Origin of the sequence: Streptomyces sp. C36, assembly GCF_040932295.1 — a bacterium.
Classification (GTDB): Bacteria; Actinomycetota; Actinomycetes; order Streptomycetales; family Streptomycetaceae; genus Streptomyces; species Streptomyces triculaminicus.
Genome location: NZ_JBFQGI010000005.1, coordinates 151,996 through 176,867 on the forward strand (window position 1 = coordinate 151,996; position 24,872 = coordinate 176,867).

General features: G+C 72.5%; 23 protein-coding genes. 10 read left to right on the forward strand and 13 right to left on the reverse strand.

Annotation, left to right across the window (positions count from 1 at the left end; translation table 11 throughout):
- Positions 1 to 17: 17 nt before the first annotated feature.
- From AB4K12_RS17075 to AB4K12_RS17090, 4 genes are all read right to left on the reverse strand, one after another.
- Positions 18 to 962: an RNA polymerase sigma factor SigF gene (locus tag AB4K12_RS17075; protein ID WP_368434988.1), complete on the reverse strand. Its 945-nt coding sequence runs from the start codon at positions 960 to 962 to the stop codon at positions 18 to 20.
- Positions 963 to 978: 16 nt separating this feature from the next.
- A complete protein-coding gene (locus AB4K12_RS17080) occupies positions 979 to 1,395 on the reverse strand; it encodes an anti-sigma regulatory factor (protein ID WP_126915983.1) in 417 nt (138 codons plus the stop codon).
- Positions 1,396 to 1,594: 199 nt separating this feature from the next.
- On the reverse strand, positions 1,595 to 2,140 hold the full coding sequence (locus AB4K12_RS17085; protein WP_368434989.1) for an N-acetyltransferase family protein: 546 nt from the start codon (positions 2,138 to 2,140) through the stop codon (positions 1,595 to 1,597).
- 54 nt (positions 2,141 to 2,194) lie between these two features.
- Positions 2,195 to 2,455 (reverse strand): UBP-type zinc finger domain-containing protein, encoded by a 261-nt coding sequence (locus tag AB4K12_RS17090; RefSeq protein WP_368434990.1) that lies wholly within the window; start codon positions 2,453 to 2,455, stop codon positions 2,195 to 2,197.
- 61 nt (positions 2,456 to 2,516) lie between these two features.
- Here AB4K12_RS17090 and AB4K12_RS17095 point away from each other — a divergent pair, with 61 nt between their 5' ends.
- Positions 2,517 to 4,127: a Na+/H+ antiporter gene (locus AB4K12_RS17095; RefSeq protein WP_368434991.1), complete on the forward strand. Its 1,611-nt coding sequence runs from the start codon at positions 2,517 to 2,519 to the stop codon at positions 4,125 to 4,127.
- A gap of 163 nt (positions 4,128 to 4,290) precedes the next feature.
- On the opposite strand, the gene AB4K12_RS17100 is transcribed toward AB4K12_RS17095, so the two are convergent.
- A complete protein-coding gene (locus tag AB4K12_RS17100; protein ID WP_368434992.1) occupies positions 4,291 to 5,229 on the reverse strand; it encodes a 1-aminocyclopropane-1-carboxylate deaminase/D-cysteine desulfhydrase in 939 nt (312 codons plus the stop codon).
- Positions 5,230 to 5,279: 50 nt separating this feature from the next.
- Between AB4K12_RS17100 and AB4K12_RS17105 the strand changes: the two genes are divergently transcribed.
- Positions 5,280 to 6,191 carry a glutaminase gene (locus AB4K12_RS17105; protein WP_368434993.1) on the forward strand — a complete coding sequence of 304 codons (912 nt, stop codon included), beginning with the start codon at positions 5,280 to 5,282 and terminating at the stop codon, positions 6,189 to 6,191.
- Between the two features lie 375 nt (positions 6,192 to 6,566).
- Here the strand turns inward: AB4K12_RS17105 and AB4K12_RS17110 are convergent, their stop codons facing one another.
- Together AB4K12_RS17110 and AB4K12_RS17115 are read right to left on the reverse strand one after the other, a co-directional pair.
- Complete coding sequence (locus AB4K12_RS17110; RefSeq protein ID WP_207247936.1) at positions 6,567 to 7,505, reverse strand: beta-ketoacyl-ACP synthase III; 939 nt, start codon at positions 7,503 to 7,505, stop codon at positions 6,567 to 6,569.
- Between the two features lie 196 nt (positions 7,506 to 7,701).
- Positions 7,702 to 9,072, reverse strand: a complete 1,371-nt coding sequence (locus tag AB4K12_RS17115) for an alkaline phosphatase (protein ID WP_368434994.1) — start codon at positions 9,070 to 9,072, stop codon at positions 7,702 to 7,704.
- Positions 9,073 to 9,341: 269 nt separating this feature from the next.
- Between AB4K12_RS17115 and AB4K12_RS17120 the strand changes: the two genes are divergently transcribed.
- A complete protein-coding gene (locus AB4K12_RS17120; protein WP_368434995.1) occupies positions 9,342 to 10,559 on the forward strand; it encodes an LCP family protein in 1,218 nt (405 codons plus the stop codon).
- A gap of 108 nt (positions 10,560 to 10,667) precedes the next feature.
- Positions 10,668 to 12,068 carry a hypothetical protein gene (locus AB4K12_RS17125; protein WP_368434996.1) on the forward strand — a complete coding sequence of 467 codons (1,401 nt, stop codon included), beginning with the start codon at positions 10,668 to 10,670 and terminating at the stop codon, positions 12,066 to 12,068.
- 34 nt (positions 12,069 to 12,102) lie between these two features.
- Here AB4K12_RS17125 and AB4K12_RS17130 read toward each other — a convergent pair whose 3' ends face one another.
- The gene (locus AB4K12_RS17130; RefSeq protein ID WP_368435273.1) at positions 12,103 to 12,429 is read right to left on the reverse strand and encodes an ArsR/SmtB family transcription factor; all 327 of its coding nucleotides are present in this window, start codon (positions 12,427 to 12,429) and stop codon (positions 12,103 to 12,105) included.
- Positions 12,430 to 12,664: 235 nt separating this feature from the next.
- Between AB4K12_RS17130 and AB4K12_RS17135 the strand changes: the two genes are divergently transcribed.
- The gene (locus AB4K12_RS17135; protein ID WP_207247938.1) at positions 12,665 to 12,928 is read left to right on the forward strand and encodes a GlsB/YeaQ/YmgE family stress response membrane protein; all 264 of its coding nucleotides are present in this window, start codon (positions 12,665 to 12,667) and stop codon (positions 12,926 to 12,928) included.
- A gap of 24 nt (positions 12,929 to 12,952) precedes the next feature.
- Here AB4K12_RS17135 and AB4K12_RS17140 read toward each other — a convergent pair whose 3' ends face one another.
- Entirely contained in the window at positions 12,953 to 13,600 is a 648-nt protein-coding gene (locus tag AB4K12_RS17140) for an HAD family acid phosphatase (RefSeq protein ID WP_368434997.1), read from the reverse strand.
- 46 nt (positions 13,601 to 13,646) lie between these two features.
- Entirely contained in the window at positions 13,647 to 14,855 is a 1,209-nt protein-coding gene (locus tag AB4K12_RS17145) for an MFS transporter (protein ID WP_368434998.1), read from the reverse strand.
- Between the two features lie 90 nt (positions 14,856 to 14,945).
- Between AB4K12_RS17145 and AB4K12_RS17150 the strand changes: the two genes are divergently transcribed.
- Positions 14,946 to 15,866 carry a LysR family transcriptional regulator gene (locus AB4K12_RS17150; RefSeq protein ID WP_368434999.1) on the forward strand — a complete coding sequence of 307 codons (921 nt, stop codon included), beginning with the start codon at positions 14,946 to 14,948 and terminating at the stop codon, positions 15,864 to 15,866.
- A 6-nt stretch (positions 15,867 to 15,872) separates the two neighbouring features.
- On the opposite strand, the gene AB4K12_RS17155 is transcribed toward AB4K12_RS17150, so the two are convergent.
- Together AB4K12_RS17155 and AB4K12_RS17160 are read right to left on the reverse strand one after the other, a co-directional pair.
- Positions 15,873 to 17,279 carry a cellulase family glycosylhydrolase gene (locus AB4K12_RS17155; protein ID WP_368435000.1) on the reverse strand — a complete coding sequence of 469 codons (1,407 nt, stop codon included), beginning with the start codon at positions 17,277 to 17,279 and terminating at the stop codon, positions 15,873 to 15,875.
- 7 nt (positions 17,280 to 17,286) lie between these two features.
- A complete protein-coding gene (locus tag AB4K12_RS17160; protein ID WP_368435001.1) occupies positions 17,287 to 18,249 on the reverse strand; it encodes a zinc-binding dehydrogenase in 963 nt (320 codons plus the stop codon).
- Positions 18,250 to 18,438: 189 nt separating this feature from the next.
- Here AB4K12_RS17160 and AB4K12_RS17165 point away from each other — a divergent pair, with 189 nt between their 5' ends.
- Positions 18,439 to 19,743 carry a TolB family protein gene (locus tag AB4K12_RS17165; protein WP_368435002.1) on the forward strand — a complete coding sequence of 435 codons (1,305 nt, stop codon included), beginning with the start codon at positions 18,439 to 18,441 and terminating at the stop codon, positions 19,741 to 19,743.
- Positions 19,744 to 19,847: 104 nt separating this feature from the next.
- Here AB4K12_RS17165 and AB4K12_RS17170 read toward each other — a convergent pair whose 3' ends face one another.
- On the reverse strand, positions 19,848 to 21,062 hold the full coding sequence (locus AB4K12_RS17170) for an NADP-dependent malic enzyme (protein WP_368435003.1): 1,215 nt from the start codon (positions 21,060 to 21,062) through the stop codon (positions 19,848 to 19,850).
- Between the two features lie 577 nt (positions 21,063 to 21,639).
- Between AB4K12_RS17170 and AB4K12_RS17175 the strand changes: the two genes are divergently transcribed.
- The 3 genes from AB4K12_RS17175 to AB4K12_RS17185 all read left to right on the forward strand — a co-directional run bounded on the left by AB4K12_RS17175 (position 21,640) and on the right by AB4K12_RS17185 (position 24,755).
- A complete protein-coding gene (locus AB4K12_RS17175; protein ID WP_368435004.1) occupies positions 21,640 to 22,608 on the forward strand; it encodes an ABC transporter substrate-binding protein in 969 nt (322 codons plus the stop codon).
- 504 nt (positions 22,609 to 23,112) lie between these two features.
- Positions 23,113 to 23,997: an amino acid ABC transporter permease gene (locus tag AB4K12_RS17180; RefSeq protein WP_368435274.1), complete on the forward strand. Its 885-nt coding sequence runs from the start codon at positions 23,113 to 23,115 to the stop codon at positions 23,995 to 23,997.
- Positions 23,994 to 24,755 carry an amino acid ABC transporter ATP-binding protein gene (locus tag AB4K12_RS17185; RefSeq protein WP_362261018.1) on the forward strand — a complete coding sequence of 254 codons (762 nt, stop codon included), beginning with the start codon at positions 23,994 to 23,996 and terminating at the stop codon, positions 24,753 to 24,755. The genes AB4K12_RS17180 and AB4K12_RS17185 overlap by 4 nt, the downstream gene beginning before the upstream one ends.
- Positions 24,756 to 24,872 lie beyond the last annotated feature (117 nt).

Below are 24,872 nucleotides of genomic sequence, written 5' to 3' on the forward strand. Positions count from 1 at the left end.
CACGCCGGGCCCTGCCGCTACTCCTCGATCAGCAGCCGGTCCCTCAGCTGGGCGAGCGTGCGCGCCAGCAGCCTCGAGACGTGCATCTGCGAGATGCCCACCTCCTGGGCGATCTGCGACTGGGTCATGTTGCCGAAGAACCGCAGCAGCAGGATCTTCTTCTCGCGCGGCGGCAGATCCTCCAGCAGCGGCTTGAGGGACTCGCGGTACTCCACGCCCTCCAGCGCCTCGTCCTCCGCGCCCAGGGTGTCGGCGACCGCCGGCGACTCGTCGTCGGTGTCGGGCACGTCCAGCGAGAGCGTGCTGTAGGCGTTGGCGGACTCCAGGCCCTCCAGCACCTCCTCCTCCGAGATGCCCAGGTGCTCGGCCAGCTCGTGGACCGTCGGGGCGCGGCCGTGCCGCTGCGACAGCTCGGCCGTGGCCGTGGTCAGCGCCAGGCGCAGCTCCTGCAGCCGACGCGGCACCCGCACCGCCCAGCCCTTGTCGCGGAAGTGCCGCTTGATCTCGCCGACGACCGTGGGCGTCGCGTACGTGGAGAACTCCACCCCGCGGTCCGGGTCGAAGCGGTCGACGGACTTGATCAGGCCGATCGTGGCGACCTGGGTGAGGTCGTCGAGCGGCTCACCGCGGTTGCGGAAGCGCCGCGCCAGGTGCTCCACCAGGGGCAGGTGCATCCGCACCAGGTGGTTGCGCAGCTCGGCCCGCTCCGGCGAGCCGTCCGGCAGCGTCCGCAGCTCGATGAACAGGGCCCGGGCACCGCTGCGGTCGTGCGGATCGGGATGCTGAGGCCGCTGCTGGTGCTGGCGCTGGTGCTGATCCATGTGGTCCGCCCGCTCTGGTGGGTCGCCCGCCTGGCCCGGCTCCGGACCCGTGCGGTCCGGCTCGAGTTCCTCCGGGTGCGGCCGGGCAGGCTGCTGCGGGATGGCCGGGGTACGCACTCCCCGCGATGACGCAGTACTCACGGAGCCCCCTCTTCCGTCACGGCTGCCCGGGGCCGGCGCCGCGCTTCTTGTGCAGGCTGATGCTGACCGTCCGGTCCTCGGCGACCGTGGAGTCGACCTCACCGGCCAGGGCGGAGAGCACCGTCCAGGCGAAGGTGTCGCGCTCGGGCGCGCGGCCGTCCGTGGTGGGCGCGGAGACGGTCACCCGCAGCGCGTCGCCGACCAGCCGGAAGACGCAGCTGAGCACGGAACCGGGCACGGCCTGTTGCAGCAGGATCGCGCACGCCTCGTCGACGGCGATGCGCAAGTCCTCGATCTCGTCGAGGGTGAAGTCCAAGCGGGCCGCGAGGCCGGCTGTCGCCGTCCGCAGCACCGACAGGTAGGCACCCGCAGCGGGCAGCCGGACTTCCACGAAGTCCTGGGTCGTCCCAGGCTCGCCTGCGATTGGGGACACCCTCACCTCCAAGGTGGCACAAGCTTCTTGAGCTGTTGAGGAGCGTCGGTCCGCCGCCTTCCGGTGAAGGGTGGCACGGTCCGGCGCGGCACATGGTCCGGCGAAGACGCTATCGCGATCCGCGGTTCCGCGCCGCAGCCCCGCGACTGTCACTCATGGTAAACCCATGAGCACGGACAGTGGCTAGGGGTCTGCGGTCTCAATTCGAAAGAGCAGTCGCCCTGTTGGGATTTTCGTCACTGTGCGCGAGCGCGGCAAGAGCCCGGAGCGAATCGCCGGACAACCGCTGAACCGTCCACTCGTCCATCGGCTCGGCGCCGAGGGACTTGTAGAACGCGATCGAGGGTGCGTTCCAGTCCAGCACTGACCACTCGAAACGTCCGTAGCCGCGGTCGACGCAGATGCGCGCCAGCTCCGCCAGGAGCGCCCTGCCGTGGCCGCCGCCGCGGGCGTGCGGGCGGACGTAGACGTCCTCGAGATAGACACCGTGCGTGCCCGTCCACGTCGAGAAGTTGCGGAACCAGAGCGCGAAGCCGACCGGCTCGCCGCCCGAACGATCTTCCGGACCCGAGAATTCGTCACTCTCCGCTATCAACGCGAAGACCGCGGGGTGTTCTCCGAACAGGGCCTCGCGCAGCTGTTCCTCGGTGGCCCGGGCCTCGTCCAGCGCCCGTTCGTACTCGGCCAGTTCGCGGATCATCGCGTGGAGGAGGGGGACGTCGTCCTGCGTCGCGGCTCGGATCATGCGTGCATGCTAGCGGGCCGCACCGACAGGCCCGGGGGCCGCGACGGCGCGCTCTCACACGATGTGCCGGTCCACATAGCACCAGCGCCAGCTCTGGCCCGGCTCGAAGCTGCGCATCACCGCGTGGCCCGTCTCCTCGAAGTGGGCCGTGGCGTGGCGGTACGCCGAGGAGTCGCAGCAGCCGACGTGCCCGCACTCCAGACACAGCCGCAGTTGTACGGGATTGCTGCCGCGCGCCTCGCACTCCGGGCAGGTGGGGGTCAGCGGCCGGGGTTCGGGGCGCGGCAGCGCCGCGAGGTGCGAGCAGTCGATCATGATGGCCAGGTTAGAGCGTCACCCGAACGCCGACCTGCTAGCGCCGACCCGGAGGGGACCGATGGACGTCATGCCCTTGCTGATGCTCGTGGCGGTCTCCGCCGCCGTGGCGGGGGCCGCCCGCCGCACGCCCGTGCCCGCGCCGCTGCTGCTCGTCGCCGCCGGGCTCCTGGCGTCGTACGTGCCGGGGGTGCCGTCGTACGCGCTCGACCCCTCCATCGTGCTGCCCCTCCTCCTGCCCCCGCTGCTGCACACGGCCGCGCTCGACAGCTCCTACCTCGACCTGCGGGCGAACTGGCGGCCCGTGGCCCTCCTGTCCGTCGGCTACGTGCTGTTCGCGACGCTCGCCGTCGGATACGTCGCCTCGCACGCCGTTCCGGGCCTGCCGCCCACCGCCGCGCTCGTGCTCGGTGCGGTGGTCGCACCGCCCGACGCGGTGGCCGCCACCGCCATCGCCCGGCGGCTCGGCCTGCCCTCCCGGATCACCACCATCCTGCAGGGCGAGTCCCTGGTGAACGACGCCACCGCCATCACCGCCTACCGGGTCGCCGTGGCGGCCGCCGTGGGGGAGGGCGTGGGGTGGGCGGAGGGCGTACGGGAGTTCGTGATCGCCGCGGCCGGCGGCATCGGGGTCGGCCTGATCCTCATGGTGCCGATCCACTGGCTGCGCAAACACCTGCGCGAGCCGCTGTTGCAGAACACGCTCTCCCTGCTCATCCCCTTCGTCGCCTACGCGGCCGCCGAGGAGGTCAAGGCGTCGGGCGTGCTCGCCGTGGTGGTGGTCGCCCTCTACCTGGGGCACCGGTCCTGGCAGGTCGACTTCGCCACCCGGCTGCAGGAGGCCGCGGTGTGGCGGATGGTGGCCTTCGTCCTGGAGTCCACCGTGTTCGCGCTGATCGGGCTGCAGCTGCCGGTGGTCCTGAAGGGACTGGACGCGTACGGGATGGGCACGGCGGCCGGCTACGCGGTGGTCGTCTTCGTCGCCGTGGTCGCCGTCCGCTACCTCTGGGTCTTCCCGGCCACGTTCCTGCCCCGCCTGCTGTCCCCCCGCATCCGGGAACGCGAGCCCGACACCACCTGGAAGGCGCCGGTGGTGGTGGGCTGGGCCGGGATGCGCGGCGTCGTCTCGCTGGCCATCGCGTTCTCGATCCCGCAGACCACGCACGACGGCTCCCCGTTCCCCGCCCGGAACCTGATCCTGTTCCTGACGTTCACCACCGTGATCGGGACGCTGGTGGTCCAGGGGCTCACCCTGCCGCCGCTGATCCGACGCCTGCGGCTGCCCCGACGCGAGCCGGGAGAGGTCACGCTCGCGGAGGCCCAGGCCCAGAGCGAGGCGTCCTCGGCCGCCGAGGCCCGCCTGGAGGAACTGCTGGCCGACGAGCACAACACGCTGCCCGAACCGCTCGCCGAGCGGCTGCGGGCGGTGCTCGAACGGCGGCGCAACGCGGTGTGGGAACGGCTGGGCGCCGTCGACGAACGGACCGGCGAGTCGGTGGACGACACCTACCGCCGGCTGTCGCGCGAGGTGATCGGCGCGGAGCGGGCGGTGTTCGTCGCGCTGCGCGACGCGCGCCGCATCGACGACGAGATGCTGCGCACGCTCCTGCGGAGGCTGGACCTGGAGGAGGCGGCGGCGTACCGGGAGGAGGGGGCGGGTGGTGGTGGCTGAGGCCGGTTGTCGGGGGCGGGTGGCTGTGGCTGAGGCCGGTTGTCGGGGCGGGGCCGGGGCGGGATGGGCCGGGCCCTTACGGGACTGGATTATTTACGGCCCGGAGCCGTCCCCCGGAGATGGTTGGCCCGTACTCGGGCCGCAAATAACCCTGACGTCCCTCTCAGGGCCCGGCCCATCCCACCCCGGCCCCTCCCGTGATCACGGCGGCCACCGTGGTGCCGGCGGGGAACGCGCCCTCCTCGGCCAGCGTCGTCAGCCCGTACAGCATCTTCGCCACGTACAGGGGCTCGAGCGGCAGCCCGTGCCGTGCCGCGAAGTCCTCCGCGAACGCGTCCAGCTCCGGGGTGCGCTTCGCGTAGCCGCCGAAGTGGAAGCGGTCCTCCAGCGTCCATGCGCCCCGGCGTCCTCCGAATGCCGCCTCTTGCAGGTGCTGTACTTCCGCTTCCAGGAAGCCGCCCTTGAGAACCGGGAAGCCGATGGCCCGCTGGTCTCCGCCCAGCCCGGCCGCCAGGCCGGCCAGCGTCCCGCCCGTACCGCAGGCCACGCCCACCACGTCCGCCACGCCCCGCAGCTCGCGTCCCAGCTCCGCGCAGCCGCGAGCTGCGGCCGCGTTGCTGCCCCCCTCGGGCACGACGAAGCAGCCCGGCGGGGCCAGGGAGGCCAGCACGTCCGGCTCGTTCTTGCGGCGGTACAGCGAGCGGGTGACGAAGCGCAGTCGCATGCCGTCCGCCGCGCACCGCGCCAACGACGGGTTCAGGGGGCGGTCCGCCAGCTCGTCGCCGCGCACGACGCCGATCGTCTCGAATCCCAGCAGCCGCCCGGCCGCGGCCGTCGCGCGGAGGTGGTTGGAGTACGCCCCGCCGAAGGTCAGCAGGGTGCGGCTGCCCGCGGCGGCGGCCTCCCGCAGGTTCGGCTCCAGCTTGCGCCACTTGTTGCCCGGCAGGTCGGGATGTATGAGGTCGTCCCGCTTGAGCAACAGCCGCAGCCCGCGCCGGGCGAAGCGCTCGTCCGTCACCTCGACGAGGGGCGACGGCAGCAGCGGCCGCAACGCGGCGGTGTCCGCCGTACCGGGGGGATTGTCGCTGGTCACACGGTCCATTTTGTACTCTTGCCCGGCCAGCAACGAAGCTAGGAAAGCGCAGCACTGCAGTGGACTACCAGGCCGTACTCGAAGAGGTCGCCGCGTTCGCGCGGCCGCTGGTCGGCCGCGGCCAGGTCGCCGACTACATTCCGGCCCTCGCCGAGGTGGACATCGCGCAGTTCGGGATGGCCGTCGTGGACGTCGACGGCGGGATCCACGGCGTGGGCGCCTGGGAGCGGCCCTTCTCCGTCCAGTCCATCTCCAAGGCCTTCGGTCTGGCCCTGGTCCTGGCCGAGGGCGGCGACAAGATCTGGGAGCGGGTGGGCACGGAACCCTCCGGCAACCCCTTCAACTCCCTGGTGCAGCTCGAGTACGAGCAGGGCATCCCGCGCAACCCGTTCATCAACGCCGGCGCGCTGGTCGTCACCGACCGGCTGCAGACGCTGACGGGCGACGCCAGCACGACGATGCTGGAGTTCCTGCGGGCCGAGAGCGGGAACCCGGAGCTCTCCTTCGATCCGGCCGTCGCCAAGTCCGAGTCCGAGCACGGCGACCGCAACGCCGCGCTGGCCCACTTCATGGCCAGCTACGGCAACCTCGACAACCCCGTGCCGACGGTGCTCGAGCACTACTTCTGGCAGTGCTCCATCGAGATGAGCTGCCGCGACCTCGCCCTGGCGGCCGGCTTCCTGGCCCGGCACGGCCTGCGGGCGGACGGCAGCCGGCTGCTGCCCCGCCGCGAGGCCAAGCAGATCAACGCCGTGATGCTGACCTGCGGCACGTACGACGCCGCCGGCGACTTCGCCTACCGCGTGGGCCTGCCGGGCAAGAGCGGCGTCGGCGGCGGCATCATCGCGGTGATACCGGGACGCTGCACGCTGTGCGTCTGGAGCCCCGGCCTGGACGCCCGCGGCAACTCCGTGGCCGGCGTGGCGGCCCTGGACCACTTCACGACCCTGACAGGCTGGTCCGTCTTCTAAGAAGGACGGGGCCAGACCAGAGGCCTCCCGACCAGAGGCTTTTTGGGGACGGGGCCCGGCCAGAGGCTTTTCGGGGCCGGGGCCCGACCAGCAGTCGGCGGGGCCGGGACCCGACCAGCGACCGGCGGGGCCTGGGCCCGACCAGCAGCCAGCGGGGCCTGGGCCCGACGACCGGCCGGAGGGGCCGGGGTGGGATGGGCCGGGCCCTGAGAGGGACGTAAGGGTTATTTGCGGCCCAAGTACGGGCCAACCAACCCCGTAGAGGGTTCCGGGCCGTAAATAATCCAGTCCCGTAAGGGCCCGGCCCATCCCACCCCGGCCCCGCCCCCGACCACCGGCCTCAGCCACAGCCACAGCCACAGCCAAGGCCACAGCCTACGGGCAGCGAATGACCTGCCCCGCATAAGACAGGTTGCCGCCGAACCCGAACAGCAGCACGGGCGCCCCCGGCTCCACCCGCCCAGAAGCCACCAGCTTCGACAGCGCCAGCGGAATGCTCGCCGCCGAGGTGTTCCCCGACTCCGTCACGTCGCTTGCGACGATCGCGTTGACCGCGCCCAGCTTCCGGGCGACCGGCTCGATGATGCGCAGGTTCGCCTGGTGCAGGACGACCGCCGCCAGGTCCTCCGGGCGGACCCCGGCGCGCTCGCAGACGCTGCGGGCGATGGGCGGCAGCTGGGTGGTGGCCCAGCGGTAGACGGACTGGCCCTCCTGGGCGAAGCGCGAGGGCGTGCCCTCGATGCGGACGGCGTGGCCCATCTCGGGCACCGAGCCCCAGACGACCGGGCCGATCTCCGGCTCGTCCGACGCGCCGATCACGGCCGCGCCGGCACCGTCGCCGACGAGGACGCAGGTGGTGCGGTCGGTCCAGTCGGTGACGTCGGTGAACTTCTCCACGCCGACGACCAGGGCGTGCCGCGCCGATCCGGCGCGGATGGCGTGGTCGGCGGTGGCCAGGGCGTGGGTGAAGCCGGCGCAGACGACGTTGACGTCCATGACGGCGGGCGCGGCGAGGCCGAGCTCGGCGGCGACGCGCGCGGCGGTGTTGGGGCTGCGGTCGACGGCCGTGCAGGTGGCGACGAGCACGAGGTCGATGTCGGCGGGGGCGAGCCCGCTGCCCGCGAGGGCCTTGGCCGCGGCCTGGGCGGCCATGGAGGCGACGGTTTCGTCGGGCGCGGCGACGCGCCGTGTGCGGATGCCGACCCGGGAGCGGATCCATTCGTCGCTGGTGTCCACCATGGTGGCCAGCTCGTCGTTGGTGAGCACCCTGGCGGGCTGGTAGTGGCCGAGGGCCAGTACGCGAGACCCTGACATCGGCGGTTCCTCCTGCGCGCGAGTGATGCGGAAGCAACAGTCTTGACGCTGGAGGGCCCGGACGGGGTATGTGATCCGCCAATGTTCAGGCGGGTTCAGTGGCCGGTCTCCACAGCGGCCGGGGTCCGCGAAGGGCGGTAAGCGGAATGGGGGCCCGGCCGCCGGCCGGACCCCCATGATCGTACGGCGCGCGGGGTCAGCGCAGGGAGAGCGCCGTGCGGAGGGTGGTGAAGAGCTCGGTCTGGTCGGTGACGCCGAGGACGCGGTGGGCCTGCGGGCCCTGGGCGGCGATGCGGACCTGGGTGCCGGTGTGCTCCTGGGCCTTGCCCGGGGTGTTGGTGGAGTAGTTCACCTTGAGCTTCTGGCCCTCGTTGGTGACCAGGGTGGAGGACAGGCCGGGCGGGGTGGCCTCGAGCGGCACGATCTGGCTGGTGTGGCCGTGGTCGGCGGTGGTGACGACCAGCGTGTCGGGGTGCTTGGCGGCGTAGTCGCGGGCGACCTTGACCGCGCGGTCGAAGGCGGCGGTCTCGCCGATCTGGCCGCAGGGGTCGGCGGCGTGGTCGCGCTTGTCGATGGAGGCGCCCTCGATCTGCAGGAAGAAACCATTCTTCTTGGCCTTGGGCGTGTCCAGGAGCGACAGCGCCTTGCGCGCCTGCTCCTCGAGGGCGGGGGTGCCCGCCTTGCGCTCGGGGTTGTTCGTCACACAGCGCTGGGCGTCGGTGCCGCCGACGGCGGCGGCCTTGCCGGTCCACTCGACGGGGACGTTGCCGTCGGCGAAGAGGCCGAGGACGGGCTTGCCGGACCGGGCCGAGGTCAGGCCCTTGGAGTCGGTCACGACCTGGTAGCCGAGCTTCTCGGCCTGCTGGGTGACGGTCAGGCCGCGGTAGCGACCCTCGGTGATCTTCTGGTCGAAGCGGGCCTTGCCACCGCCGAGGAGCACGTCCACCTTGTGGTCGACGCTCTGCTCGGCGATCGAGCCGGGGCCGCCCTTGGCGACGGTGTCGTTCGGGCAGGCCTTCATGTCGGCCGGGCCCGCGCAGCTGCGGTCGGTGGCGTGGGAGGCGAGGACGGCCGGGGTGGCGTCGGTGAGCTCGGCCGTGGTGACGCTGCCGGTGGCCAGGCCCTTGCGCTGCGCCAGCTCGAGGATGGTGGGGAGCGCCTTGTCGGTGTCGGGCGTCTTGGATATCCGGCCGTTGACGGTCTTGTGGCCGGTGGCCCAGCCGCTGCCGCTGGCGGCGGAGTCCGTGACGTAGTCCGGCTTGCCGTCCTTGTCGACCGAGTAGGTGGTGTACGCCCCGGTCAGCGGGAACTTGTCCATGTTGAGGCGGCCGGCCGCGCCCACGGTGTAGTCGCGGGCCAGCGTGATCTCCGAGTCGCCCATGCCGTCGCCGATGAGCAGGATCACGTTCTTGGCCTTCTTGGAGGCCGAGCCGTGGCCCAGAACCGACGCGACGTCCGACTGGCCGCCCTGGTCCGACGCGGAGGCCGCGGCGGGCACCGCCACGCCGGCGGCGAGCAGAGCGGCGGCGCCCCAGGCGAGACGGCGGCGGTACGGACGAGAACCCATGGTCTATTCCTCCTAGCTGCGCCGGACTTCGGTGCCCGGCGGGAGAAGCTCACCAGGGGCGGGTGTACCGCGGGGGACGTCCAGGTGACGTACGGGTCACCGGATGTTGTCGACAGGACCGGGCGGATTGTCCGCGCGCGGGGCGGCCGCCTCGCCGCCGTAACGGCGGCCTATAGTTGCTAGATTGCGCAAGTGGACAACCAAACTGCCGGGCAAGCCGTCTCACCCGGAGACGGGTAGCGGCCGGGGGAGCGGATGAGGGTGCGCACATGACGGGCAGCCGGAGGAAACCCAGGCGCGGGCGCATACGGGTCGTCACCGTCGTGGTGGTGTCGTTCGTGGTGCTGCTGACCGCCGGGGCGGGATGGGTCTATCTCAAACTCAACGGCAACATCAGCGTCTTCGATGCCGACGGGCTGTCCAAGAACCGGCCCCGGGCGAGCGCCGCCGGACAGAACGTCCTGGTCATCGGCTCGGACTCGCGCTCCGGTGACAACCGCTCACTGGGCGGTGGGGAGGGCGACGTCGGCCGGTCGGACACGGCCTTCCTGCTGCACATCCACGGCGACGGCGAGCACGCCGTCGCGGTCTCCATCCCGCGCGACACGCTCGTGGACATCCCGCCCTGCCGCAATCCCGACGGCAGTTGGACCGAGGAGCAGCGGCACGTGATGTTCAACTCCGCCTTCTCCGTGGGCGAATCACCCAAGGGCAACCCCGCCTGCACGCAGAACACCGTCGAGAGACTCACCGGGCTGCGCGTCGACCACACCGTGGTCGTCGACTTCGCGGGCTTCGCCGCGATGGCCTCGGCGGTGGGCGGCGTCGAGGTGTGCGTACCGGCCGACGTCCACCAGGGCGACCTCGACCCCCATCGCGGCTCGCGCGGCGACCTGATCTTCGCCAAGGGGCGGCAGACCGTCTCGGGGCGCAAGGCGCTGGACTACGTCCGCGTACGGCACGGCCTCGGCGACGGCTCCGACATAGGCCGCATACGGCGGCAGCAGGCCTTCCTCTCCGCGATGGTCGGGAAGGTCCGGTCGCAGGGCTTCAGCCCCACCACGCTGCTGCCGCTCGCGGACGCGGCCACCAAGTCGATGACCGTGGACCCCGGGCTCGGCTCGGCCGACAAGATGCTGTCGTTCGCGATGTCGCTCAAGGACATCGCCCCGCACGACATGAAGTTCGTGACCCTGCCCTGGCGCTACGACGGCAACCGCGTCGCCGTCGTCCAGCCCGACGCGGACGCGCTGTGGGCAGCGCTGCGGGCGGACCGCACGGTCGACGGCAAGAACGCGGGCAAGGGCGGCACGCCGCCGGCCGGCACGGCACGCGCTGGGGCGCCGTCGCCGCCGGCCGGCTCGGCCGTCCCCTCGCCGGCGTTCTCGCCGGTGACCCCCGCGCCCCCCGGAACGGTGTCCTCGGATGTGGTGAGCGGGGGCCGCTCGGCGGACGACGACCCCTGCGCCAACCTCTCCTACGGCTGAGCGCGGCCGAGTGCGCCGAGGAAATGCCGGGGAGCGGGAACGCCGATGCCTGAATCGTCCGTTTTCGTGGTAGGTGCAGAGTACGCCGTGAACGCAAGGAGCCCCGTCATGTCCGCCATCGCCGTCCTCCGGGGGCTGCCCAGGCCGGTCCTGGCCCTGGCCGTCGCCCTCGTCGCGCTCCTCGCTCCGGTGACCGCCGCGGCGGGCCCCGCGGCCGCGGCGCCCACGGCCGCCCGCGCCGGCACCACCACCGCCGCGGCCGGGCTCGACACCGTCGCCGAGGCCCTGCGCAAGGGCCCCGTCTACGTCGACCCCGCGGCCTCCGCCCAGCTCCCGCCCGCCGAGGCGGAGGCGCTGGCGAAGAAGATCAAGGACGCGGACAAGCCGATCTTCGTCGCCGTGCTGCCCGCGGCCCCCGAATACCCCCGGTCCACCGTCCTGCGGGACCTGCGCACCAAGGTCGGGCTCGCCGGCGTCTACGCCGTCCACCTCGGCGACGCCTTCAACGCGGCCGCCGACCGCTCGGTGATGTCCCGCAACGCCGTCGCCAACCTCGCCGGGTCCGTCCGGCGCTCCGGCGGCGACACCGCCTCCCAGCTCAACGACTTCGTCGACCAGGCCGCCCGGATCTCCCGGGGCCACGCCCCCGGCTCCTGGGGCGGCGATACGGGCGAGGGCGTCGGCGCTACCGGCCTGATCACCGGCGGGGCGGTCCTGCTGGCCGGCGGCGCGGGCGCGTACGCCGTCTACCGCCGCGCCCGGCGCCGGCGCGAGGAGCGCGAGCGCGCCGAACTGGACGCGCTGCGCGTCGTGGTCGACGAGGACATCACGGCCTTCGGCGAGGAGCTCGACCGGCTGGACTTCTCGCCCTCCGAGGCCGGCGCCACGGACGAGATGCGCGCGGACTACGAGCGGGCGCTGGACTCCTACGAGGAGGCCAAGGCGAAGATCGCGGCGGCCGCGCGGCCCGAGGACGTGCGAGGGGTCACCGAGTCGCTGGACGACGGCCGGTTCGCCCTGGCCACCCTCGCCGCCCGGCGCACCGGCACCCCGCTGCCCGAACGCCGGCCCCCCTGCTTCTTCGACCCCCGGCACGGGCCGTCGGTCAAGGACGTGGAGTGGGCCCCGCCCGGCGGCGCCCAGCGGACGGTGCCGGCCTGCGCCGCCGACGCGGCACGGCTGGCGGACGGGCAGGAGCCGATGTCCCGTCAGGTGCAGACGGCGTACGGTCCCCAGCCGTACTGGAACGCCGGGCCCGCCTACGCGCCCTGGGCGGGCGGTTACTTCGGCGGCGGGCTGCTGCCGGGCCTGCTGGTGGGCACGATGCTCGGCGGCATGCTGTCCGGGCCCGCCTACGGGGCGCCCTACGAGACGGGCCCCGAGGGCGGCGACTACACCGGCTCCGACTACAACCCCGACGACTTCGGCGGCGGTGGCTGGGGGGACGGAGGCGGCGGCTTCGGCGACGGCGGTGGTGGCGGGGGCGACTTCGGGGGCGGCGGCTGGTGAGCCGCCCCCGCCCGTTCCGGGGGCCTTACGGTCCTCAGGCGCCCAGGCCGCGGAGGGGTCCGGCGGCGGCGGTGTCCCGCTCGCGGCCCGTCCTGCGGTCGGCGAGCTGGCCGACCATGAGCCGCACGATGGTCACCACGTCGGGGTCGTCGACCAGGTAGACCACCCGGCGTCCCTCGCGCCGGGAGCGCACGAGCCCGGCGAGCTTGAGCTTCGCCAGGTGCTGGCTGATCGCGGGCAGGGCGCCGCCCACCCGCTCGGCCAGGCCGCTCACGTCGCTCTCGCCCTGGGCGAGAGCCCACACCAGGTGCAGCCGGGCGGCGGAGGCGAGCAGTCCGAACGCGACGGCCGCCTCGCCCAGTACCTCCGGCGAGGGGTCGGACCGGTCGGGGGAGTCACGCGGGTCGTCGAAAGACCCTTCGAAACTCTCGAAGCCCCCGACGCCTGCCGTCACTGTCGATCTCCCGTCCCCAGCGGGCGCCCCTACGCCCGGGAAGGCCCCAGTCTAGGCATCCCGGCCCGGCCCGTCGGTCTGACATGCGCGCGCCGTGAGATGGGCAGATCTATCGGCAGGAATCGGTCGTAAGGGGGAGGGCATGGGAATCTCAGGAATTATCAGTGCGATCGTGATCGGCGCGATCATCGGCCTGCTGGGCCGGCTGCTCGTGCCGGGCCGCCAGCACATCGGGGTGCTGGCGACCATCGGCGTGGGCATCGTGGCGGCCTTCGTCGGCGCGCTCATCGCCCACGCGCTGCACGTGGACCACACCAAGGGCGTCGACTGGATCCAGTGGCTCATCCAGATCGCTCTGGCGGCGCTGGGCATCGCCGCGCTCGAGCGGTTCAAGGCGCGGCACTGACCCGCCCGGGCGGGGGAGGGGGGTTCAGGAGAGCTTGCCGTCGTAGTCCGGCAGCTTGAAGGTCCGCTCCGCGTGCCCGCCCACCAGGTCGGTGGAGTTGTTCCCGATGTTGGCGATGATCGTGTAGCCCTTGGCCTCGATCTCCGCCCGCTTGGCGGTCTTGTACGTGCTCACGTCCTGGAAGAGGTCGGGGAGGTGGCGCACGTACAGGCCGCTGACGGGGTAGCCCACCTGCCGCAGGTTCCAGTCCGTCACGGAGTCGAGGATGCCGGGGCGGGCGGTGACGAAGAAGACCGCGACACCGCGGGAGTGCGCGTACCGGGTGAGCTCCAGGACCGGCTTGATGGCCGGCGTGGGGAACGTGGTCCAGTGGAAGTCCGTCTCGAGCGAGCTGTTGTCGATGTCGAGGACGATGGCCTGCTTCCGGCCCCGCGCGTCGGCGGTGCGCTCGGTGACGTAGGGCGTCGCCCGGTCGACGACGGCCTGGACGTCGCGCTGCCAGGCGGCGTAGTCGACGCCCTTGAGGCCGGCCGTGCCGCTCGTCCTCGCGGTGGCGGAGTCCGCGGCGGGGGCGGCCGCCTCGGCGGCGGGGGCGGCCGCGGCCACGGTGGCCAGGGCGGTGACGGCCACGAGGGCCGCGGCGGCGCGGCGGGCCATGATCGAGTCGCTCATGGGTGGCATGTTCATGGCCGTGCATGGCGGGCCGGGGAAGGGCTGGTTACGCGGGGGTGGACGGGGGCGGACAACGCCGGGCGGCCCGGGGCCGGCCCGCGGGACGCCGGGCCACCGCGACCGTCACCAGGGCGCCCAGCGCCAGCAGCCCGCCCAGCCACAGCGCGGCCGGCACCGACACCGCGTCCACGGCCCGGCCGCCCAGCAGCGCCCCCAGCGCGATGGCCACGTTGAACACCGCCACGAACAGCGCCGACGCCGCCTCCCGGGCGTGCGGCGCCGCCGCCGTCAGCCAGCTCTGCGTGCCGACCGACACCCCGCCGTACGCCAGCCCCCACACGACCAGCAGCCCGCCCGCCGCCAGGGTCGTACCGCGCGGGGCGGCCGACACCGCGGGGATCACCACGGCCAGGGCGCAGGAGAGCACCAGCAGCACCCGGCGCGGCCGCCGCGCGGCCGCCGCCCCGGCGAGGAAGTTGCCCGCCACCCCCGCCACCCCGTACGCCAGCAGCAGGGTGCCGACGGCCCCGGCGTCGGCACCCGGAACCCGTTCCAGGGCCGGGCGTATGAACGTGTAGCCCGCGAAGTGCCCGCTCACCAGCAGGAGTACGGCCAGCAGCCCGGCCCGCACCGGCGGGCGGAGCAGCAGCGCGCGCATCGCGCCGGCCGTCGTGGCCCGCTCGGCGGGGAGCGGGGGCAGCAGCACCGCGAGGGCCGCCGCCACCGCCAGCGCCAGCACGCCGACCACGGCGAACGGAAGCCGCCAGCCGCCCACCGCGCCCAGGAAGGCGCCCGCCGGCACGCCCAGCACCGAGGCCACGGCGATGCCGCTGAAGACGACCGACGTCGCGAGCCCCACGGACGCCGCCGGTACGAGCCGTGGGGCCAGCCCGGCCGCGATGGCCCACACGCCCCCGATGCACACCCCCACCAGCACTCGCAGCCCCACCAGCACCTCGATGCCGGGGGCGCGGGCGGACAGCAGATCGGCCGCCGCCAGCAGGACCATCAGGCCCACCAGCAGCGGCCGTCGGTCCAGCCGGCCGGTGGCCGCCGTCACCGCGGGCGCGGCCACGGCGGCCACCAGGCCGGGAACCGTCATCGTCAGCCCCGCCGTGCCCCCGGAGACGCCGAGGTCCTCCCCGATCGGTGTGAGCAGCCCGACCGGCAGCATCTCGGTGGTGACGACCGAGAACGTGCCCGCCGCCAGGGCCACGACGGCCGGCGCGCCGCCCGAAGTCTTGATCTTTTCCATGGACCCAGCCTCGGCGGCGGCCCGTCCGGGAACAACGGCCGGTTCCTCATGCTTCGATGAGCGGGGCTGATCGATGGAGAGGGCGGGCGGATGGACGGCGGGGCGGACGGCGGGGGCGGCCCGGCCGGCGGGCTGGAACTGCGGGAACTGGAGTGCTTCCTGGTCCTCGCCGAAGAGCTGCACTTCGGCCGCACCGGCGGGCGGCTGTACGTGTCGCAGAGCCGTGTCAGCCAGCTCCTGCGGTCCCTGGAGAGCCGGGTCGGCGCCCGTCTCGTCGACCGCACCAGCCGCCGGGTCGCCCTCACCCCGCTCGGCGAGCGCCTCCGCACCGGACTGCGCCCCGCCTACGACGCCCTCAAGGGCGCAGTCGACGACGCCCGTTCCGTCGCCCGCGGCATGGAGGGCACCCTGCGGGTGGGCTTCCAGGGCACCGCCGACGAACGGGTCATGACGGCCGTCGAAGCCTTCCAGGCCCGGCATCCCGGCTGCGTCGTCGAGATCACCGAGGTGCCCCTCGCCGACCCCTTCGGCGCCCTCCACCGGGGCGAGGTCGACACCGCGGTCGTCCTGCTGCCCGTCCGGGAGCCCGGGCTGGTGCTGGGGCCGGTCTTCTCCCGGGAGTGCCAGACCCTCGCCGTCTCCGTCCGCCATCCCTTCGCCCGCAGGCCGTCCCTGCCCGCAGAGGACCTCGCCCGCTGCCCCCTCATCTCGGCCGCCGCCCCCGCCCCCGCGTACTGGCGTGCCGCCCAGGCCCCCGCCCGCACCCCCGGCGGCCGCCCGATCCCCCGGGGGCCCGAGGTGACCACCCTGCAGGAGGGCATCACGCTGGCCGCGGCCGGCCGCGGCGGCATGCTGCTGTGCCGGCCGACGGCCGACTACCACGGCCGCCGCGACATCGCCTTCGTCCCGGTCACCGGCCTTCCCGAGTCGGCCCTCGGACTGGTCTGGCGGCGGGACGCGGAGACGGCACGCGTGCGGGCCTTCGGCGACGTCGTGGCGGAGGCGGCCTGAGAGGGGTCAGCCGCCCGTGACCGTGACCGTGACGGGAGCCCCGGCCCACCGCGCGGCCCGGACCTGAACCCTGCCGAGCTCGCCGGGCGGTACGGCCCTGGTCGTCGCCCACGCCGGCCCGCCGACCGTGATCCGCCAGCCGTGCGGCGACGGCGGCAGGGAGAGCTCGGTGATGCCCGCCGGGTGGGGCGCGTAGGTCAGCCGGTAGGCACGGGTGCCGGGGTCGTACGCCTCGGTGCGCGGCGTGCCGGCCACGGCGGGGGCGTACGGCCGGACCGTGCGCTCCTTGTTGGGCTGGAAGCGCCCGTCCGCCTGGAGGGCGCAGTAGCCGCCTCCGTAGCACCACTCCCAGCTCGCCCAGCCGGACGCGTACCGGCCGATGGAGGCGACGGCGTCCTCGTAGAACCGGCCCATGTTCGGCAGCGAGCTGTCGCGCGGGCCCCACTCGCCCACGACGACGGGCACGCGGTGCTCGCGCGGGTAGCGCGCGATCTCGCGCTCGTAGGCCTCCAGCCAGCCGGACGCGGGGTCGTAGTCCCCGCCGGCCTCCATGACCGCGTTGTAGAAGTGCGGCGCGTAGACCACCTTCGGGTCGTCCACCCGGCCCAGGCCGGTGGGCCTGCCCTCGCCCGCGGCCGGGGTGGGCTCGACGAACAGCCAGTGCTTCCGGTCGACCTCGCGGATCGCGTCGGCGATGCGGTTGTACATCGGAGTGACCTGGGTGGCCTCGATGCGGCGAGCGGCGGCGAAGAGGTCCTCGCCGGGCCGCATGCGCCCCATCGGCTCGTTGATCAGGTCGTAGCCGAACACGGCCGGGTGGCCGGCGAGGCGGGCGGCCAGCGTCCGCCACATGCGGGTCTGCGCGCGGCGCAGGTCGGGGTCCTCGTAGAGGTGCTCGAACGCGGCCTGCACGGCGGGCTCGAAGTACTCGGCGAACCAGTCGTCCGGATGCGGCCGGTAGGACAGCCCGTCCGTGCGGGTGGCCCATTCGGGGATGCCCCGGTGGTCGCCGAAGGCGGGACCGTAGACGTCCTGGTGGGCGTCGATGACGACCCGGACGCGGTGGGCGTGCGCCCAGTCCAGGATCCGCTCGATCCCGCGGAGGTAGCGCTCGCTGCACTGCCCGCGCCGCGGCTCCAGGTCGTCCCAGAACACCGCGAGCCGGGCGAAGCCGAAGCCCCGCGCGGCCATGTCGCGCAGGGACCGCTCGGTGATGCTCTCCAGGGCCCGCTCGCCGCGGTGCTCCTTGTCCGCGAGGTTCCAGCCGCGCAGGGTCAGGGCGCGGCCGTGGTCGTCGGTGAGGCGGGGGATGCCGCCCTCGGTGCCGGCGGTGGCCCCGGTCGTGGGAACGAGCAGGGCCAGAACGGTGGTTACGGCGAGGAACGCCGCCGTGCGCAAGCGTCTCTTCGGCATCCGTCGTTCATACCGTCAGCACCACTTTGCCGAACAGGTCGCCGCTGGACATCTTTTCGAAACCCTCGCGTGCGCGGTCCAGGGGCAGAACGGTGTCGATCACCGGCCGAACGCCCGTCGCCACACAGAAGTTGAGCAGGTCGGCCAGTTCGTCCTTGGTGCCCATGGTCGCGCCGACGACGTTCAGCTCCAGGAAGAAGATGCGCGTCAGCTCGGCCGCCGGCGGCCTGTCGCCGCTGGTCGCGCCGGAGATCACCAGGGTGCCGCCGGGCCTGAGGGACTTGACCGAGTGCGACCAGGTGGCCGCGCCCACGGTCTCGATGACGGCGTCCACGCGGTGCGGCAGGCGGGCGCCCGGCTCGTACGCCGCCTCCGCCCCCAGCTCCACCGCGCGCTCGCGCTTGGCCTTGTCCCGGCTGGTCGCGAAGACCCGCAGCCCGGCCGCGGCGGCCAGCACGATCGCAGCCGTCGCCACCCCGCCGCCGGCCCCCTGGACCAGGACGCTCTGGCCGGGCCGCACGCCCGCCTTGGTGAACAGCATCCGGTACGCGGTCAGCCAGGCCGTGGGCAGGCAGGCGGCCTCCTCGAAGGACAGCTCCTTCGGCTTGGGCAGGACGTTCCAGGCCGGGACGGCGACGCGCTCGGCGAACGTGCCCTGGTACCGCTCGGTGAGGATGGAGCGGGGCTCGTCGGGGCCCACGCCGTGGCCGCTCTGGCCGATGACCGAGTGGAGGACGACCTCGTTGCCGTCCTCGTCGACGCCGGCGGCGTCGCAGCCCAGGATCATCGGCAGCGACTCCTCGCCCAGCCCGACGCCGCGCAGCGACCACAGGTCGTGGTGGTTGAGGGAGGCGGCCTTGACGGTGACGGTCGTCCAGCCGGGGCGCGCCTCGGGCTCGGGGCGATCCCCCAGGACGAGGCCGTTCAGCGGCTGGTCACGGTCGATGCGTGCGGCGTAGGCGGCGAACATGTGCCGAACCTAGTGCCGGGGTGCGCACGGCGGAACCACGCGGCGATGTGACACGCGCCGCGTCCGTCCAGCGGTTCCTGCCGCAACGGCCGTAACCGGCGCGGAGTCCGGAACGCCGCCGTTGACCGGGCCGTACCGGGCCGGTTGGCTTCACTTCTGTCCGAACATGACAGTTCGTGAGGGGGAGGAATGCGTCATCTCAGACCCGCCGCCCTGATGGCGGTCCTGGCCGGCTGCGTCGCCGTCGCGCCGGCGGCCGCGGAGCCCGCGCCGCGCACCGAGCGGGTGAGCGTCGCCGCCGACGGGACGCAGGCCGACAGGGAGATCGGCGGCGCGGATCTCAGCGGCGACGGGCGCTTCGTCGTCCTGCGCTCCATGGCCACCAACCTGGTGCCCGGCACCCCGGACATCCAGCACCGCGTCTACGTCAAGGAGCTGCGGACCGGCCGGATCGAGCTGGTCAGCGTGGCCTCGGACGGCACCCGCGCCAACGGCGCGTCGTGGTCGTCCTCGATCAGCGCCGACGGGCGGTACGTCGTCTTCGACTCCGAGGCGACCAACCTGGCGCCGGGCCGCAACCCCGGCACCAACGGGGACGTCTTCCTCCGCGACCGGGCGACCGGCCGCACCGAGGTCCTCGTCGAGAACAAGGGCACCCGCCCGGCCCACAGCGGCTCCCCGTCCATCAGCGCCGACGGCCGCTACGTCGCCTTCGCCTCCACCCGCGACGACCTCGTCCCCGGGGACACCAACGAGACGTCCGACGTCTTCGTGCGCGACCGCCTGAAGGGCACCACCAAGCGGGTGAGCGTCACCAGCGCCGGAGGGCAGGCCGACGGCTTCTCCGTCTCGCCCGTGATCAGCGCGGACGGGAGCACGGTGGCGTTCAAGAGCATCGCCCAGCTCGCGCCCTGGCCCGGCGCCGGGCTGCGCAAGCCGCAGGCCCGCACCTTCTACGCGCACGACCTGCGCACCGGCCGCACCCAGCTGGCCGCCCAGCGGCTCGACGGCGGGCCCGCGGCCGTCCAGGGCGCGCAGAGCCTGAGCCCCGACGGGCGGTACGCGCTGTTCTCGTCCTCCTCCGACAGCGTCGTCGAGGGCGACACCAACGGCGTCACCGACGTCTTCGCCAAGGACCTGCGCACCGGCGTCACCCGGCGGCTGAGCCTGGCCTCCGACGGCACGCAGGGCGACGGTGCCTCCGGTGACGCGGTGTTCAGCGCCGACGACCGGCGGGTGTTCTTCGCCTCGGACGCCGCCAACCTGGTGCCCGGCGACACCAACGGCGTCGGCGACGTCTTCGCCCGCGACCTGGCGACCGGCAAGGTCGAGCGCGTCAGCCTCGCGCACGACGGCTCCCAGGCCAACGGCCGCTCGGGCGCCCCCAGCACCGACCTGGCCGGGAGGACCCTCGTCTTCACCAGCGCGGCGGACAACCTCGTCCCCGGCGACACCAACGCGGTGTACGACGCCTTCGTACACCGCCTGGGGTGACCTGGGGCGATCTGGGGTGACCTGGGGAGAACAGCCACCCGGGGGGAAAGCCGTGCGGGGCCGGACCGTCCTGCGGTCCGGCCCCGCACGGGGATGCCCGGGGCTCAGCGGCGCGCGACGCCGTCGGCCCGCGCGGCGGCGGCGACGGCCGCCGTCACGGCGGGGGCGACCCGCTCGTCGAACGGCGAGGGGATCACGCACTCCGCGCTCAGCTCGTCCGCCACCACCGCGGCGAGCGCCTCGGCCGCGGCGAGCTTCATGCCCTCCGTGACGCGCGAGGCCCGCACCTGCAGGGCGCCGGCGAAGATGCCGGGGAAGGCGAGCACGTTGTTGATCTGGTTCGGGAAGTCGCTGCGGCCCGTGGCCACGACGGCCGCGTACTTGTGGGCGACCTCCGGGTGGATCTCCGGGTTCGGGTTGGCCATCGCGAAGATCAGCGCGTTCTTCGCCATCTTGGCGACCGCCGCCTCCGCGACCGTACCGCCCGAGACGCCGATGAAGACGTCGGCGCCGTCCAGCGCGGTCTCCAACGGACCGGACAGACCGGCCGAGTTGGTGAACCCGGCCAGCTCGCGCTTGACCTCGGTGAGGTCCGCGCGGTCCCTCGAGACGATGCCCTTGCGGTCGCACACGGCCACGTCGCCGATGCCGGCCTCGACCAGGATCCGGGCGATGGCGACGCCGGCGGCGCCCGCACCCGAGATCACGGCGCGCAGCTCGCCGAGCGTACGACCGGTCAGCCGCGCGGCGTTGCGCAGCGCGGCGAGCGTGACGACGGCGGTGCCGTGCTGGTCGTCGTGGAAGACGGGGATGTCCACGCGCTCCTGGAGCTTGCGCTCGACCTCGAAGCAGCGGGGAGCGGAGATGTCCTCCAGGTTGATGCCGCCGAAGGACGGCGCGAGCCGGGCGACGGTCTCGACGATCTCGTCGACCTCCCGGCAGTCCAGCGCGATCGGCACCGCGTCCACGCCGCCGAACTGCTTGAAGAGGATGGCCTTGCCCTCCATCACGGGCAGGGACGCCTCCGGGCCGATGTCGCCGAGGCCGAGCACCGCGCTGCCGTCCGTGACGACCGCGACGACCTTGGACTTCCACGTGTAGTCGTGGACCAGCTCGGGTTGTTCGGCGATGGCGCTGCACACCTTGGCGACGCCCGGCGTGTACGCGAGGGACAGGTCGTCCCTGTCGCGCACGGGGACGGTCGCCTGGACCGCCATCTTGCCGCCTTGGTGCAGCACGAAGGCCGGATCGGTGAGCTCACCCTGAGCTCCCCCGTCCGGGCCGCCGGCACTGCGAGGATTCACGATCTCCGCTGCCACTTTTCTTGACCCCTTTGTCAGATTGCCATCGAGGGTAACCGCCCCTGGGTTCGCGGAGCGGGTCGGGCACCTGCCCGCGGACCGGACGGCGGATGGGCCACCGTGCGACGGAAGCGCTGCGGACATCGGGCGCGCCGCACACACGCGCCCTGAGCCCCGGGTGAGGGGTGTAACTGGTCTTTCTACCGGAAGAGCGCTACGGCCGACGAGTGAGTTCCGGCCCGGTGAGCGCCGACGGGGCTGTGCGATCCGGCCGGAAACGTGTGAACTGGAGACGACGGCCCGAAAGTGTCCACACAGTGAGACAGACTGGGCGTGACGTGGGTCTCGTGCCCGGAAGCCGATCAGAACGGATATCAGGGCCCAAAGGGGAGTGAACCACCCGGTACTACTTGGCGATCACCCGTTATCCGATTTTGACATCGCTGGCCCCCCGAATGGGGTAGTCCGGATGGCAAGATGCGCAGACCGCACGAGGTCGCGGCATACGAGGAAGTGTGCTGCGAGATCTGCCGTGTTTTCGCGTGATTGCCGAGTTACCAGTCGGACACCCTCTCAACCGCAGGAGGAACGAGCAATGACCGCAAGCACCACCCCCCGCCCGGCTGCCGCCAGGAGTCGTTTGGCCGCCGTCGGCGCGATCGCGGTCGCCGGCACCCTGCTGCTGACCGGCTGTGGCGACCAGCGTGACAAGACCAGCACCGGCAATGGCGCCGGGTCCACCGCGAACTCCAACGCGCCGCTCTTCGGCAAGCTGCCGAAGAAGATCCAGGACGCCGGGGTCATCAAGGTGGGCTCCGACATCGCCTACCCGCCCGTCGAGTTCAAGAAGGACGGCAAGGTCGTGGGCATCGACCCCGACATCGCCGCCGCCCTGGGCAAGGAGCTCGGGGTGAAGGTGCAGTTCGAGAACGGCACCTTCGACGCCCTGCTGACCGGTCTGCGATCCAAGCGTTACGACATCGCGATGTCCGCGATGACCGACACCAAGGACCGCCAGGAGGGCATCGACCCCAAGACCAAGAAGAAGGTTGCCGAGGGCGTCGACTTCGTCGACTACTTCAACGCCGGCGTCTCGCTCTACACGAAGAAGGGCGAGACCAAGGACATCGGCGGCTGGTCCGACCTGTGCGGCAAGAAGATCGGAGTGCAGCGCGGCACCGTCTCGCACGACCTGGCGAAGGCCGAGTCGGAGAAGTGCGAGAAGGACGACAAGGACGCGATCGGCATGGAGGCGTTCGACACCGACCTCGAGGCGCAGACGCGCCTGAAGGCCGGCGGCGTCGACGCCGTCTCCAGCGACTTCCCCGTCGCCGCCTACGCCGTGAAGACCTCGGGCGGCGGCAACGACTTCGAGCTGGTCGGCGACCAGGTGGAGGCCGCTCCGTACGGCATCGCCGTCGCGAAGCAGAACAGCCAGCTGCGGGACGCCCTCCGGGAGGCCCTCGAAGCTGTCCTCAAGAACGGTGCGTACGAGAAGGTCATCAAGACCTGGGGCGTCGACGCGGGCGCCATCAAGGAAGCCAAGATCAACGGCGGTTCCTGACCCTTCCCCGACCTCGTACGGCAACGCTGAAAGGCAACATCCGTGACTGACTCCCCCGACAAGCCCGAGCCCGGGACGACGGGATCCGAGCCCGAGACGCCGGAGACCGGGAAGGCCGCGTCCGAGAAGGCCGCGTCCGAGAAGGCGGCGGCCGCCGACAAGCCGGCCGCCTCCGGCAAGGCCGAGCCCGCCTCCGACAAGCCGGCCGACGGCAAGGCCGAGGCTGCGTCCGAGCCCGAGCCCGCCAAGGCCGATGAGCCCGCGAAGGCCGATGAGCCGGCCAAGGCCGATGAGCCCGCGAAGGCTGAGGAGCCCGCCAAGGCCGACCCCGCCCCGGAGCCCGAGGGCGACAAGGGCGACAAGGACCCCAAGGACGCCCCCAAGGACGCCCCCAAGGACGCCCCCAAGGGCGACAAGGGCGACAAGGGTGGCAAGCCCGCCAAGGCGGACCTCGCCAAGAAGGACGCGGCCGGCGCCACGGGCACCGCGACCCTCCCCGAGGCGATCAAGGCCATCCCGGTCCGGCACTACGGCCGGTGGATCTCGGCGGTCCTGGTCCTGGCCCTGCTGGCCCTGATCGTGAACGCCTTCGCCTCGGCGAACGTCCACTACAGCGCCATCCCGGACTACCTCTTCGACCCCACGGTCCTCTCGGGCCTCGGCAAGACGGTCCTGATCTCGGTGCTCTCCATGGTGCTGGGCCTGGTGCTCGGCATCCTGCTGGCCGTGATGCGACTGTCGAAGAACCCGGTGACGTCATCCGTCTCCTGGCTCTACATCTGGTTCTTCCGGGGCACCCCGGTCTACGTCCAGCTGCTGCTGTGGTTCAACCTCGCGCTGATCTTCCCGTACATCAACCTCGGCCCGATCTACCGGGACGAGATGAGCGACTTCATGACCCCCTTCATGGCCGCGCTGCTCGGCCTGGGTCTGAACGAGGCCGCGTACATGTCGGAGATCGTGCGGGCCGGCATCCAGTCGGTCGACGAGGGTCAGACCGAGGCCGCCCACGCGCTCGGCATGAGCCAGTCGAAGACGCTGCGCCGGATCGTGCTGCCGCAGGCGATGCGCGTGATCGTGCCGCCGACCGGCAACGAGTTCATCAACATGCTGAAGACCTCGTCGCTGGCGGCGAGCGCCGCCCAGTACCTCGAGCTGCTGCGGTCCACGTCCGACATCGGACAGACCACCGGTGCCACGGTGGAGATGCTCTTCCTCGCTGCCACCTGGTACCTGATCCTCACCAGCGTCTTCAGCGTCGGACAGTTCTACCTGGAGCGGCGTTACGCCCGTGGCTCGCTGCGCACTCTGCCGCTCACCCCGTGGCAGAAGGTCAAGGCGAACCTGTCCTCCTTCAGCAACCGTTCCAAGGGAGGCGTCACCGCATGAACGCCATGGTGAAGGCCGAGGGCGTCCACAAGTCCTACGGCGCCGTCCAGGTCCTCAAGGGCATCGACCTCGAGGTCGCCCCGCGCGAGGTGTTCTGCCTCATCGGCCCCTCCGGGTCCGGCAAGTCCACCTTCCTGCGCTGCATCAACCACCTCGAGCAGGTCAACTCGGGCAAGCTGTACGTCGACGGCCAGCTCGTCGGCTACCGCCAGTCGGGCAACAAGCTCTACGAGCTCAAGGACAGCGAGGTGGCCCGCAACCGCCGGGACATCGGCATGGTGTTCCAGCGCTTCAACCTCTTCCCGCACATGACGGCGCTGGCCAACGTCATGGAGGCGCCGATCCAGGTCAAGGGCGAGACCAAGGCCGTGGCCCGGGAGCGCGCCCTGAAGCTGCTCGACCGCGTCGGCCTGGCCGACAAGGCCGGCAACTACCCCTCGCAGCTGTCCGGCGGTCAGCAGCAGCGGGTCGCGATCGCGCGGGCGCTGGCCATGGAGCCGAAGCTGATGCTCTTCGACGAGCCGACCTCGGCTCTCGACCCGGAGCTGGTGGGCGACGTCCTCGACGTCATGCGCGGCCTCGCCGAGGACGGCATGACGATGATCGTGGTCACCCACGAGATGGGCTTCGCCCGCGAGGTCGGCGACTCGGTCGTGTTCATGGACCAGGGCGTCGTCGTGGAGTCGGGCAACCCGCGTGACGTGCTGACGAACCCGCAGCACGAGCGCACCAAGTCCTTCCTCTCGAAGGTGCTGTAACCCGGCACGCGGAACGAGGGGCGGTACGGGCGGCGGCCCGTGCCGCCCCTTTCCGCGTTGCCCGCGCCCGTCTGTAATACCCTCGGCAGAAGAACATCCATTACCGATGTTCCATTG